This window comes from Syntrophomonas sp. DTU019, from assembly GCA_913757435.1.
Taxonomy (GTDB): domain Bacteria; phylum Bacillota; class Syntrophomonadia; order Syntrophomonadales; family Syntrophomonadaceae; genus DTU019.
Genome location: CAJYDM010000010.1, coordinates 1 through 12141 on the forward strand (window position 1 = coordinate 1; position 12141 = coordinate 12141).

Genomic DNA, 12141 nt, shown 5'->3' on the forward strand with positions numbered 1-12141 from the left:
GGGCATACAACGAATCCGTCGCCTCCCTGGAAGGAGGCGCGGACGATGCAAAATAGACAACACAAAATTTTTTACCCTTTCGCACTGGAAAATCTGACCAGGGGAGGAAAGTAAGACCATGAGTAAGCAGCAAAGCGTATGCAAGATATATTATTTCCCCTCGCTTGATGGCGGGGGATTTAAAGAGGTCCCGACAGTGGAGTACCAGCAACCCGAGGAACCCTGCTGGCAGGAGCGGCTGATGGACGTTATAGGCAACATTGTTCTTTGCATAGCCGTGGGTGGCATTGTATCGGCAGCTTTCATTCAGATTGCCAGGTGGATTTGGGGGTGGTAGGGGATGGTGGTTGTAAGGAGGTATTAAATTGAGATTATTAGATTTGTATTGTGGGGCTGGAGGTTGTTCAGTAGGTTATCATAGAGCAGGTTTTGAAGTTGTAGGAGTCGATATAGAGCCGCAACCAAATTATCCATATAAGTTTATACAAATGGACGCAATAGAATTTCTTAAAACACAAGATTTAAGTCAGTTTGATGTAATACATGCGTCACCCCCTTGCCAGAAATTTAGCCGAGTACAATCACTGGGGAAAGCCAGAAATGGTACTTATAAAGAACATCCAGACCTCATTACACCAACAAGAGAATTGTTACAGGCTACAGGTAAGCCTTATGTGATTGAAAATGTTATGGGTGCTCCATTGATAAATCCAATAGTTTTGTGTGGGTCAATGTTTAAAGGATTAAAAGTATATAGACACAGACAATTCGAATCAAATATGCCTTTATACGCTCCAAAACATAAACCTCATAATGATAAAACTCCAAGTGCTGGTAATGGTATAAGCCCTAAAGGATTTATTAGTGTATGTGGTACAGGTGGTGTCAAAGGAATGACTTCTAAAGAAATACTTGAATATTGGAGTATGGCTATGGGCATTAACTGGATGACACGCAAAGAGTTGGCGCAGGCTATACCGCCAGCATATACCGAATGGATTGGTAGACAACTTGCGATGCAATTAATGTTAGCAGCGTAACTAACCACTACGAAAGTTGAATACCCAAAAATAACCGGGGAGGAGGGGGAAGTTTGAACTACTTGCAAGAGCTTCGAGCGTTCAAAGATTGGTGTCTTATAAATCAACCTCCATGCGGGCAAATAGCATTGTGGCATGCCTTGATGATGGTGGCTAATGCTTCTGGCTGGCAGGAGTGGGTTAGTGTGCCTGGTCGAACACTGGAGCTGCTTAGCGGTCTATCTCATAGCGGTATCAACAACGCACGAAAAGGCTTAATTGATCGTGGCCGGTTGGAGTATCGCCCGAGCGATAATCGCAAGAAAGCAAGCAAGTATAAAATAATTCCCTTTTGCCAGTTTTTGACACAGAAAAAGAACGAGTGGGAGAACGAGTCAGAGAATGAGTTAAGGCATGAGTTGGGAAACGAGTGGGAGAACGAGTCAGCGTCACGGCAGAGAACGAGTGAGGGAATGTTATATAAACCAAACAATACTAAACAAAAACAAAATAATAATAATTCCCCTATATCCCCCTTTGAAAATTACACGGATAACCCTGAGCTGAGACAGCGGCTTAAAGACTTCTTGGAAATGCGGAAGGCCATCAAGAAGCCTATGACTGACCGAGCCAAAAAGGAACTGCTTGCCAAACTGGACAAGCTGGCCAGCACTGACGAGGAGAAGATAGCTATCTTAGATCAGTCTATTTTCAACAGTTGGCAGGGCGTTTTTGCCCTGAAGAGGGACAACCTCCCCAAGCCGCAACCCAAACCGCGACAACCGAGTGAAACCGAGTCAGTTCATGCAATCATCGGCGGCGGGTATGAAACATTTAACCCAGATAGGTATTGATGCAAAGGAGGGCGAGAGTTGGACTACATAAGTTTCCTAAAATCGAAAATAGATATTGCCAAAGACGCGGGGTTTGATATTTCACCAGAGGAAATCAACCCCGTTTTACTTCCCCATCAGAAGGACGCTGTAAGATGGGCTATAAAAGGCGGCAGACGGGCGCTTTTTGAAGCATTTGGACTTGGCAAGACCATTCAGCAGTTGGAATATGGCCGGATCGTAACAAAGTACCAAGGAGGTAAAGCCCTTATAGTGTTGCCACTGGGGGTGAAGCAAGAGTTCACCAAAGATGCCATAGACCTTTTAGGCTGGCTATCTGGCCCCGAGTACGTCCGCACCATGGAAGAGGTAAAGACAGCCAAGGGTAATATCCTGGTTACTAATTATGAACGGGTGCGGGATGGAGACATAGACCCGACCTATTTCACAGCTACATCACTTGACGAAGCATCGGTTCTTCGATCATTCGGCAGCAAGACCTACCAGACATTCCTGGATAAGTTTAAGGGTGTTCCGTATAAACTAGTTTGCACAGCCACGCCCAGCCCGAACCGGTATAAAGAACTGATACACTACGCCGGGTACCTGGAGATCATGGACACCGGCCAGGCTCTGACCAGGTTCTTTCAGCGGGATTCAACCAAAGCCAACAACCTTACGCTGTACCCACATAAAGAAACCGAATTCTGGTTATGGGTATCCAGCTGGGCTTTATTTATAACCCGGCCGTCAGACCTGGGATACCCAGATGAGGGTTATGAACTACCGCCGCTGGACATCCGGTACCACGAAGTGCCGGTAAACCATAAAACTGCAGGTACCGAAAGGGACGGCCAGGGTAAACTGTTCCGGGATGCCGCAGCTGGTCTCACTCAGGCGGCCCGGGAAAAGCGGGAAAGCATAGATGCCAGGGTAGCAAAGATGCTAGAGATTATCAACGAATCACCCGACGATCATTTCCTTCTCTGGCATGACCTCGAGGCTGAGAGACACGCGATAGAAGAGGTCTTGCCGTCTACCGAGTACATTCACTGGCAGGAGTATAAGGATGGCCATCCTATAGGGTTAGAGATGTACGAACGCCATTATTCAGCTTACCAGTATGCTGACGGACGGGAACGCAAATTGTTCTGTGGTCCCGGAGAAAAGACGGTCCTAATGACCAGCAACCATGATGCTCTATTCGTCTGGCGCAAATTCATTGATGCTTCTGGTCAAAAAGGCGTGAACTGCGCTGTTTTCCGAAATGAGGGAAATATTCTGTCCTCAGAGTTAATCAAGGAGGCCATGGCCATAGCCTGGATGAGGTGGCCAGGTCAGCGGCTTTATACCTACGTTAACGCCGAAAAGATTAGGTCAACTAATCCCGGTTACTGCTTTTTAAAGGCAGGCTGGCAGAAGTGCGGACATACCCAGGGCGGTCTAATTATACTTGAGGCAGTGCCTGGATGCGAGGTGCCGGATATTAGGCCCATAAGAGCGATGGAGGCCATCTACGGCAGCCAGGACCTCGAGACCCGGGAGCAGAGAGTTGTTGATTTTTCGGAGGGACGTATTAAATACTTCGCAACGAAGAAAGAACTATCCGGGTCAGGGTGCAATTTTCAAAGACATTGCCACCGGGCTATTTTCTTAGGCATCGACTATCAGTTTAATGATTTCATTCAGGCTATACACCGGATATATAGGTTTTTGCAGACCGAGCAGGTACGGATAGACATCATATACACCGAAAGCGAACGTGCCATTCTGGACGTACTGCTCAAGAAGTGGGAGCAGCATGACTACATGGTCCAGAAAATGACTGAGATAGTTAAGAAAAACGGGCTCAGCAATACCTCAATAATTGATAAATTAGCTCGCAGTATAGGAGTGAAAAGAGTGAAAGTTGAAGGTAAGTATTTTACTGCAGTGAATAACGACTGCATACTCGAAGCTACAGAAATGGCCAGCAATAGCGTAGACCTGATTCATACGTCAATACCTTTTGGCAATCACTACGAGTATACAGCCAGTTACAACGACTTTGGCCATAACGAAAATACCTCGAGGTTTTTTGAACAGATGGACTTCTTAACCCCGAACCTACTAAGGATATTAAAACCAGGGAGGGTATTTGCCTGTCATGTAAAAGACCGGGTACTGTTTGGCAATGTAACCGGTACCGGGATGCCAACAATGGAACCATTTCACGCACTATGTATTCAGCACTACATGAAACACGGCTTTCAATACTTCGGGATGATTACGGTTGTTACGGACGTTGTCAGGGAGAATAACCAGACATACCGCCTTGGTTGGTCAGAGCAATGCAAAGACGGAACCAAAATGGGTGTTGGTTGTCCGGAATACATTCTTTTATTCCGCAAACTGCCGAGCGACACCAGCACCGCCTATGCTGATGTGCCAGTAACAAAGACTAAAGAGGAGTATACCCGGGCACAGTGGCAGATTGATGCACACGGCTTCTGGCGTTCATCTGGAGACAGGTTCCTAAGCAAAGACGAATTGATCGCCCTGCCGGTTAGTGACCTGCAGGCTGTTTACCGCAAATACTCGAGAGATTCCGTCTACAGCTATGAAGAACATGTGGCCCTAGCTAAACAGTTAGACGACAAAGGTAAACTACCGGCATCGTTCATGGTAGTTGCACCAGGTAGCTGGACAGATGCAGTTTGGGACGACATAAACCGTATGAAAACACTTAACACCCAGCAGAGCCAAAAGCGGCTGCAAATGCATGTATGCCCCCTCCAGATTGATATTGTGGAGCGCATCATCAACCGCTATTCAAACCCCGGAGAAGTGGTGTCTGACCCCTTTGGTGGGCTGATGACCGTTCCCTATATGGCTATAAAAATGGGCAGGTACGGATATGGCATAGAACTGAATACAGACTATTTCCGGGACGGGGTAGGGTACTGCAAAGCGGCAGAAGCCGAGATAGACATGCCGACGCTGTTTGACTTTGTAGAGGCGATATGAGGGGAGGGCAGAGCGTTGGCTGCAACCGTAACCTATGTTCCCCAGGAGCAAATAGAACGATTCAGAGAACTGCAAAATCTTCCCTATGAAATCAAGGTTCAATACGCGATGGGGAAGGCTCAGGAGTTTTATGATGCCTTAGAAGGAAAGGTATTCTGTTCCGTGGGAGGCCTGGACAGTATTACTCTGCTCCTGTTTCTCAGGGAGCATGTTGATCCGAATATTCGCGGGGTATCCATTTCGGTTCTGGAGGACAAGACAGTTCGGGGCGTGCATAAGCAGCTGGACAATATGGTTTTCCTCAAGCCCTACAAGAGCAAGGTGCAGGTCATCCGTGAGCATGGCTATCCGGTCATATCGAAAGAGAAGGCCGGCAAAATACAACTGCTGCAGAATCCTACGGAGAAAAACGCTACTGTCAGACACGCAATCATGACCGGAGAGACCGGGGCTTACGGAGGATACCGAAAAGGAACGCGAATGAAGCTGCCCAAGAAGTGGCTGGAACTTTTCGCCGGGCCTGAGAATGAAAGGTATGGCACCAACTACCAGACCGCGCCCTTCCGAGTTAGCCCTGACTGCTGTTATTACATGAAGGAAAAACCTGCTGATGACTTCGCGAAGCAAAACGGCTTATACCCATACATGGGTCTCATGGCCAGCGAGGGTGGGCAGAGGGAAAAAGCTCTCATAAAAAACGGTTGTAATTATTACGGCAAAACGGTCACAAGATCATGCCCCTTCGCTATCTTCCAGCGGCAAGATATTCTCCAGCTGGCCCTAGATCTGGAAGCTCCCGTACCAGAGATTTACGGTGAAATTGTTCGGGATTCAGACGGGACCCTGCGGACCACCAAAGCACAACGCACTGGCTGCACGATGTGCGGTTTTGGTATCCACATTGAGCCAAGGCCCCACCGTTTCGACCGACTCAGGGAGACCAACTATAAAGAATGGAAGTTCTGGATGTATGACATGGGCTGGGGCAAGGTGCTGGATTACATCGGAGTCCATTGGGAAAACGAATATGAACCAGGGCCGGAACAGCCCAGTTTGTTTGAGGAAGCTATGTAAGGAGGTGCGCCATGGCAACCATAGCGGAACTCATGCGGGCACGGAACCATATAGCAGTCTGGGAGCAGGAAAACGGTCGGGAAGCCACGCCGGATGACATAATGGTAATCCTGTATAACCAGAAGGTCGAAGAAGAGAGAGCAAAGCGAGAAGCCCGTAAACGGCGTAAACAGAAGCAGCCTAAGAAAAAGGAATATCTGACCAAAAGAGACCGGGAATACATCATCGTAATGGCCGCCTGTAGCCAGGGGCTCCAAAACATCATAGACGAATGGCAGGAACATGACCAGCACCCGTTCCTGCTTCGTTGTCTTAGGACGGCTAATACTTGGATATACAAGGCCATGGACTGGATGTGTAAGGACATGCCGGAGCGGGAACTGATAGGCCTGCTTCGGGATTCGGCATACTATGAAGTCGGAATTATTGAGTATTCAGTGAGAAGAAGGAAGGCGGGATAAAGTGGTATTAAAAGAAGATACCGATAATGATTTTTCTAAAGATAGGCAAGGAACTGGTACTTATGAATGGGCAGATATAAACGCCAACGCGTGTTTAGGATGTCCTCATGGATGCCTTTATTGTTATGCCAGAACCAATGCTTTGAGATATAAACGCATATCGAGTAGGGATGAATGGTTAATTGAAAGACTTAACCTCAAAATACTGGATAAGAAATGGCCGAAATCTAACAAGGTGATTATGTTTCCGACTACCCATGATATTACACCAACCAATCTGGAGCATTGCATTAAAGTGCTTAGAAATATGCTCATTCCTGGCAACAAGGTTTTAATAGTCAGCAAACCGCATTTATCTTGTATTCAGAGGTTATGTTCAGAGCTTGAAGCGTATAAAGACCAAATATTATTCCGGTTCACTATTGGAAGCATTGATGAAGGGATATGTTCTTTTTGGGAACCGGGAGCACCATCACCAGCGGAAAGATACCATGCACTTGAATATGCCTTTAAACAAGGTTTTCAAACTTCGGTGAGTATGGAGCCAATGTTACATGATTGCCATGATGCAATTGTTACTTTTTGGTTCTTAAAAAGATATGTCACTGACACCATTTGGATTGGCAAAATGAATAAACTGCGAACCCGCGTTGATATGTCAAGCCCGGATAATGAATTTATGGTGAAAGACCTTGAAAATAAACAATGCGATAAAGAAATATTGCGATTAGTTGAAAGACTGAAAGATGAGCCAAAAGTAAGATGGAAGGACTCTATTAAGGCTGTTATTAAGCAGTATCCGGAGGTGAGGGCATGAAGACATACAAGGTACTTCCCCTGTTCTCGGGCATCGGCGGTGCTGCCCTGGGGGTTCCAGGAAGCCCGACAGGAATATAGGGGGATGCTGGGACAGTTTGAAACCCTGGCCAGTGCAGTAAAGGAAGAATTCCGGTTGACTGCGGCAGGTATTTGGGTGGTACCGGATGAGAAAGGAGTAGACTATGTTAAATCAATTGCGAGATGAAATCCATCATAACGCTGTTGAACATGGCTGGTGGGAGGAAGAACGGTCATTCGGGGATATTATAGCCTTGTGTCATTCGGAGTTATCTGAGGCTTTAGAGGAATACCGGAATGGGATGCCTATGAAATACAATAAATGTAAAGAACTTTTACAAGAGGATGATCCAAAAGACAGAATTTGCGAACCAATCGATTGTGATCAATGTTGCGAAGGATGCCCTGATTTTATCGATAAACCTGAAGGAATAGCTATTGAACTGGCGGACTGCATAATTCGCATACTGGATTACTGCGGTAAGGCCGGGATTGACATTGAGGAGGCCCTCCGAATTAAGCACGAATACAACAAGACCCGGCCCTACAGACACGGAGGAAAGAAGCTCTAATGGAGGGTAGCCTATGAAGCTAATCATACCTGGCCGACTCCCTGGCCTGAACGACATCACCGATGCGGCCCGGCGCAACCGGTATGAATCGGCCAAGATGAAAAGAGAATACACTAACTTGATAGCCTGGTGCGTAAAACGTGCCAGGCTACCTCACTTACAGAGGGTGGACCGTGATAATCCAAGAGTTGAAGTGGAGTTGATAGATATAAAGGCAAGTTAGGAGGGTTTGCTATGCGTGAGGCCCCTGTATATTGCCAATGCGGACACCGGATGATACCCGGTATCTATACTTACAACAGCAAGAACCGCAAACGAGCCTGGCTTTGCACCCACTGCGGTCGACTTGTCAGATTAATACAGATGAAAGATGGTAAGATCATTCCGGCGCCAATTTGGAAAGGCCGGATCCCGAAACGTAAGAAAGCGATATGAGGGAGGGGATAAGGATTGTGCAATCAGCAGGATATTTTCAGACAGACAGAGGGCAAGCTGTACTGGTTCTATGAGGCCGAACGTAAACTGGAGCTATTAAAGGCAAAAGCAAACCGAACACATGATAATAGATTAAAATTGATGTTCCTACGGAACGAGTATAGAGAAGCCTGCGCCTATCAGGGGGCAAAAACCCAGTACGTCGCTGAACGAGTGCAGGGCAAGAAGTCTATATATAGCAATCCGATTGAACCTGCAATGGAAGCTGCACACGAACTTGACCTTGAAATACTCCTGCTGTGGGAACGAATGTTAAATTTAGAAAATAGAATCGACAAATATGAGCAGGATATACTCGCAATAAAACACGCTATATCATATCTGGCAAAGACGGATCAACAAATATGCCAGTACAAGTATAAACACAAGATGAGCTTTGACGACATAGCTAAGGCTGTCAGCATGTCAAAGTCCGGGGTCCGGCACCGGCGGCGAAAGATAGTAGCCTTCGTTTACAATTATTTGAACGAAATGATATAGAAATATCCTTTATGGTGGTGTATCTTATATATGTCCGATATTTAGAGGGCCGGGGTCATGTGGCGTGACCTCGGCCTTCGTCTTTTCTGTCGGATTCGTATCTATTTCCCGGCTGCCTTGCCATCTATGTAGCTCTCTCCTAATATCCAAGCGACGACCACACCGACAATCCACCCGTACACATCGGAAGGAATGCCCAGGTCCAGTCCCTCATTTAAGACGATAAACAGCGCACTTGCCAGCGACATCAGGAATTTACGGCTTTTCAGCCTCTGCATCCAAGGTCTGGGATTGATGGAGGCTTGCTCCAATATCGCTACGTTTAGTTGTTCTTCCATACTTATTTCCCTCCCAGCGCATTCATGATGACCTGCAACACAAACCACTTGCTGGCCGGTTCGTCCGGATCGTGGTCAATAGTAATCAGCCCGGCAGCCTTTGCCTTTGCTATGATATCGAGCTTCCATTGGTCCACCTGTTTCGCCTCCAGTCTCCGCTTTAAATCGTCCCAGGGAAAATTGCGCCCCGGGCAGGCAGTAGCCATGACATCCTTGTGTCCAATCACAGTCAAATCTCCATACCTGCTTCGCAGCTCATTGATTAGCTCCGCCAGAGCAACCATCTGCGCCGTCGATGGTGCGCCGATCTCAAAATTACCGGTCAGCACTATCCCGATGCTGTCGCCGTTGCCCTGAGGACCGGCGTGGGAACCTATGGTATCCTCTGGCCGACCGCGCTCTATCGTACCATTTGCCCGAATCACAAAATGATAGCCAATGCCTATCCAGCCCTGGCCTTGGTGCCAGCCGTGGATAGTCGCCGCAGACACATCTGCACTGGCTGTGTGATGTAGGATGATCCTGCCGGTCCGAGTGCGCTTCGATGGCGCCCGGCTAAATTGGAGGTTGGTCTCTACTATCTGCATCTCTTCTCACCTTCTCTCTTGTAATCCCGGATAACAGCCACAACTCGCCTGTTGTAAACGCGAACCAGGCCGCTATCAAAGTGGTTGGCTCGGAACTAACTCGTAGAAACGTATACAAAACAGCCCCGGTAAAGCCTGTGTTAAGTAGAATTACCAGGGCTACTATTAGTTTTGAGTATCGCATTTAGTCACCGCCTATCTGGCCAGTTAATGCAGCATAAACCAACAGCCCTATTAAGAACAATGGGCTGAATAAAAAGTACACCGCAAGGGACACAATCTCAACCAGGACGAAACCAGCAAACCTTTTAACCTTAAGATAATGGTCCATAACCTCACCTCGGCAAACTCTGCACGTACCAAATGAAAAAGCCCCCCAACCCTGTAGCCCAAGCCATCAGGAGTGCTTTAATCCAGTTGATTAGGCTGTCCATCTTTTTACATAATTCCTGCACTATCACGGTTTGGGCTGCGAAGCCGGTTTCAAGCGATCGAATCCTATCTGAGTGATCATTGAGCCGGTGCTCGACTCTTTCCAGTTCATTCATCTCCCATCTCCTCCCCGAAATAAAATAACCGCCCTATTCGAGGGGTGCTCCATCTATGGCAGGTACTTTAGCGTACATGATGTCATGCCCTCCTTTCTAGTCCTAGTCAAGTCCCACGACAGGTGAATTGCCCACATCGTAATAAATCCTAAAATTGCGCACCGTTACAGTAGCATCATCAGCTGTTTTAGCCAGCAGTCCTATAACGTCTCCGGCCCTTACTGGGATGTCGTAAGTGAGAGTAGTAAAAGAAGGACTTTGAGAACCGGGATTAATATCGTCAATCGTTACTACGTTGTTTACACATATCGCAAATCTATTGTTAGCATGCAGTGTTGAACGGTTACCTTCCCAAGATAGCCGTATATATCCCGCTACATTCATCTGCACTTCTTTCACAAGTGTGTAGCTTGAAACATCCGTTACTGCTCTCTGTGTGTCAGCAGAGACTCGCAAAGTATTGCTAGCATACGCCAACCTTTCTGGTAGGGTCGCGGTCATGTGGGCCAGTTTGGCATGCAGGCTCCCGGTTGCGTCCGCTGCGTCCGTCCGTAGTCCAACCTGCCGCCGCAGGAAGCCTAGCATTGCCTCGCCTAGTCCAAACATTACAACGTCCCCCCTCTCAAATACTCGCCGCTCCAGCTATACGTCATCACGTCCCTGATGCCCCCGTTGGGACCGTCCGCCGGAGGCAGGTACCGGTACACTTTCGATATGATTTCCCCGGAGTACTCTACGGTGGTGTAGCCGGTCCCGGCATAGATGCTGTGGACCAGCTCGCCAGATTCTCCGGACAGTACCCGGAAATGCAGGGCATTGTTGGCAGTCCACGCTCCGCTCGTTCCGGCCCGGTAATATGCAGGATAACTGCCGTCTTGCGCGGCCTCCCCGACCCAAGAGACATTATTAGTGCTGTCTCCTGCTCGTGTTACGGTTAGAAAATAAACACCATCTGGAGTCAGTCCGGACAGCCCGATTGGTATGGAACAATACGCAGCGGTGGTTGGTATAAACTCCTTCGGGACAACCACTTCCTTGAGCAGGGTACCATCATCCCCGTTGGCCGGGTCCATCCCTGACCTGATCTGCACCACCAGGTCGGCGCCGGCACCATCCTTGTCGAGATGGAGCTCTACCCGCCCAATCGTCGTTGACTCCCATAGTTGGAACCGAGCACAGTACGAATAGTTCGCAATGCTGTTTTCGCTCACCCCAGAGCCGGTCTTTGCGTCTCGTTCGGTGCCCTCGTATATAAGCTGGAAGGGCTGGAGGGCAAGCAGGCTATTTAGGTTGTCCTGATTCAAAATCGTCTGCCCATCTTTAAAAGCGTTCAACGTCATGCACTCACCCCCTGGAATTTAATTCGCACTTCGACGGTCAGGGTCTGGTTCGATGCCTTGCGAATACCACCGCTGGGCAGTATGCGGTTGAGCATGGTACCGCTGTCTGGTATGCCTGTGGCCGCCAGCATAACGCCCATCTCCGACCATTCGCCGTTAGCTTCGCCCGTAGTCAGGAAAAATCTCAGCCGGACCTCATTCAGTTCGCGGGTCTTTGAAGTGAGGGTTTTCCTAAATCCCTCAGCCGCTAGCTTTTTATCGCCGGTGATGGCTTCCGTGGCGCCGGTACCCAGGGCAAGGTAAATTGCATTACTGGCTGGTAGCTCTCCAAGGAAAAGCGCGGCCAACGCTTCCAGGCCGCTCTGAGTTATAAGATTATGTTCTTCCCCGGTCTCCAGTATGTTTCCGTCTTTGTCGCGCCAGACGAATAGCCAGGTGCCGGACACCCCGATGTTTTCTTTCAGGTCCAAAAAAATACCCCCTTTCAAGGGAGGATGTTCTTCAACTATAGCTATTCCGATAGTGTGATAAGGATTACCCCTCAGCTGGCT

Annotated in this window: 17 protein-coding genes; 11 read left to right on the forward strand and 6 right to left on the reverse strand. The window is 48.1% G+C overall.

Annotation, left to right across the window (positions count from 1 at the left end; genetic code table 11):
• The first annotated feature begins 118 nt into the window (after window positions 1-118).
• The 11 genes from AC15IQ_RS15100 (at window position 119) to AC15IQ_RS15150 (ending at window position 8777) form a co-directional block, all read left to right on the forward strand.
• Window positions 119-337 carry a hypothetical protein gene (locus tag AC15IQ_RS15100; protein WP_483180289.1) on the forward strand — a complete coding sequence of 73 codons (219 nt, stop codon included), beginning with the start codon at window positions 119-121 and terminating at the stop codon, window positions 335-337.
• Window positions 338-365: 28 nt separating this feature from the next.
• Complete coding sequence (locus tag AC15IQ_RS15105) at window positions 366-1040, forward strand: DNA cytosine methyltransferase (protein ID WP_483180291.1); 675 nt, start codon at window positions 366-368, stop codon at window positions 1038-1040.
• Between the two features lie 53 nt (window positions 1041-1093).
• Window positions 1094-1873, forward strand: a complete 780-nt coding sequence (locus AC15IQ_RS15110) for a hypothetical protein (protein WP_483180293.1) — start codon at window positions 1094-1096, stop codon at window positions 1871-1873.
• Window positions 1874-1891: 18 nt separating this feature from the next.
• The gene (locus tag AC15IQ_RS15115) at window positions 1892-4858 is read left to right on the forward strand and encodes a DNA methyltransferase (protein WP_483180295.1); all 2967 of its coding nucleotides are present in this window, start codon (window positions 1892-1894) and stop codon (window positions 4856-4858) included.
• Between the two features lie 15 nt (window positions 4859-4873).
• Window positions 4874-5932, forward strand: coding sequence for a hypothetical protein (locus tag AC15IQ_RS15120; RefSeq protein ID WP_483180297.1), 1059 nt, complete (start codon window positions 4874-4876; stop codon window positions 5930-5932).
• 11 nt (window positions 5933-5943) lie between these two features.
• Window positions 5944-6393: a hypothetical protein gene (locus tag AC15IQ_RS15125; RefSeq protein ID WP_483180299.1), complete on the forward strand. Its 450-nt coding sequence runs from the start codon at window positions 5944-5946 to the stop codon at window positions 6391-6393.
• A 1-nt stretch (window position 6394) separates the two neighbouring features.
• A complete protein-coding gene (locus tag AC15IQ_RS15130; protein WP_483180302.1) occupies window positions 6395-7210 on the forward strand; it encodes a radical SAM family protein in 816 nt (271 codons plus the stop codon).
• A gap of 184 nt (window positions 7211-7394) precedes the next feature.
• A complete protein-coding gene (locus AC15IQ_RS15135) occupies window positions 7395-7802 on the forward strand; it encodes a hypothetical protein (protein ID WP_483180304.1) in 408 nt (135 codons plus the stop codon).
• A gap of 13 nt (window positions 7803-7815) precedes the next feature.
• The gene (locus tag AC15IQ_RS15140) at window positions 7816-8025 is read left to right on the forward strand and encodes a hypothetical protein (protein ID WP_483180307.1); all 210 of its coding nucleotides are present in this window, start codon (window positions 7816-7818) and stop codon (window positions 8023-8025) included.
• 11 nt (window positions 8026-8036) lie between these two features.
• The gene (locus tag AC15IQ_RS15145) at window positions 8037-8237 is read left to right on the forward strand and encodes a hypothetical protein (protein ID WP_483180310.1); all 201 of its coding nucleotides are present in this window, start codon (window positions 8037-8039) and stop codon (window positions 8235-8237) included.
• Window positions 8238-8252: 15 nt separating this feature from the next.
• Window positions 8253-8777, forward strand: a complete 525-nt coding sequence (locus AC15IQ_RS15150) for a hypothetical protein (protein ID WP_483180312.1) — start codon at window positions 8253-8255, stop codon at window positions 8775-8777.
• A 101-nt stretch (window positions 8778-8878) separates the two neighbouring features.
• On the opposite strand, the gene AC15IQ_RS15155 is transcribed toward AC15IQ_RS15150, so the two are convergent.
• From AC15IQ_RS15155 to AC15IQ_RS15180, 6 genes are all read right to left on the reverse strand, one after another.
• Window positions 8879-9115, reverse strand: a complete 237-nt coding sequence (locus AC15IQ_RS15155; RefSeq protein ID WP_483180313.1) for a hypothetical protein — start codon at window positions 9113-9115, stop codon at window positions 8879-8881.
• Between the two features lie 2 nt (window positions 9116-9117).
• Window positions 9118-9702, reverse strand: a complete 585-nt coding sequence (locus tag AC15IQ_RS15160; RefSeq protein ID WP_483180315.1) for an N-acetylmuramoyl-L-alanine amidase — start codon at window positions 9700-9702, stop codon at window positions 9118-9120.
• Between the two features lie 335 nt (window positions 9703-10037).
• Window positions 10038-10250 carry a hypothetical protein gene (locus AC15IQ_RS15165; protein WP_483180317.1) on the reverse strand — a complete coding sequence of 71 codons (213 nt, stop codon included), beginning with the start codon at window positions 10248-10250 and terminating at the stop codon, window positions 10038-10040.
• A 102-nt stretch (window positions 10251-10352) separates the two neighbouring features.
• Window positions 10353-10856, reverse strand: a complete 504-nt coding sequence (locus AC15IQ_RS15170) for a hypothetical protein (protein WP_483180319.1) — start codon at window positions 10854-10856, stop codon at window positions 10353-10355.
• Window positions 10856-11590: a hypothetical protein gene (locus tag AC15IQ_RS15175; protein WP_483180321.1), complete on the reverse strand. Its 735-nt coding sequence runs from the start codon at window positions 11588-11590 to the stop codon at window positions 10856-10858. The genes AC15IQ_RS15170 and AC15IQ_RS15175 overlap by 1 nt, the downstream gene beginning before the upstream one ends.
• Window positions 11587-12141, reverse strand: a 555-nt coding sequence (locus tag AC15IQ_RS15180; RefSeq protein WP_483180323.1) for a hypothetical protein, incomplete at its 5' end; no start/stop codon positions are given. The genes AC15IQ_RS15180 and AC15IQ_RS15175, both read right to left, overlap by 4 nt.

What these genes read in the sequence shown, in the direction of transcription:
- AC15IQ_RS15100 (WP_483180289.1), top strand. Translation starts at nt 119, where the DNA reads ATGAGTAAGCAGCAAAGCGTATGCAAGATATATTATTTCCCCTCGCTT.
- AC15IQ_RS15125 (WP_483180299.1), top strand. Translation starts at nt 5,944, where the DNA reads ATGGCAACCATAGCGGAACTCATGCGGGCACGGAACCATATAGCAGTC.
- AC15IQ_RS15135 (WP_483180304.1), top strand. Translation starts at nt 7,395, where the DNA reads ATGTTAAATCAATTGCGAGATGAAATCCATCATAACGCTGTTGAACAT.
- AC15IQ_RS15140 (WP_483180307.1), top strand. Translation starts at nt 7,816, where the DNA reads ATGAAGCTAATCATACCTGGCCGACTCCCTGGCCTGAACGACATCACC.
- AC15IQ_RS15145 (WP_483180310.1), top strand. Translation starts at nt 8,037, where the DNA reads ATGCGTGAGGCCCCTGTATATTGCCAATGCGGACACCGGATGATACCC.
- AC15IQ_RS15155 (WP_483180313.1), bottom strand. Translation starts at nt 9,115, where the DNA reads ATGGAAGAACAACTAAACGTAGCGATATTGGAGCAAGCCTCCATCAAT.
- AC15IQ_RS15160 (WP_483180315.1), bottom strand. Translation starts at nt 9,702, where the DNA reads ATGCAGATAGTAGAGACCAACCTCCAATTTAGCCGGGCGCCATCGAAG.
- AC15IQ_RS15165 (WP_483180317.1), bottom strand. Translation starts at nt 10,250, where the DNA reads ATGAATGAACTGGAAAGAGTCGAGCACCGGCTCAATGATCACTCAGAT.
- AC15IQ_RS15170 (WP_483180319.1), bottom strand. Translation starts at nt 10,856, where the DNA reads ATGTTTGGACTAGGCGAGGCAATGCTAGGCTTCCTGCGGCGGCAGGTT.
- AC15IQ_RS15175 (WP_483180321.1), bottom strand. Translation starts at nt 11,590, where the DNA reads ATGACGTTGAACGCTTTTAAAGATGGGCAGACGATTTTGAATCAGGAC.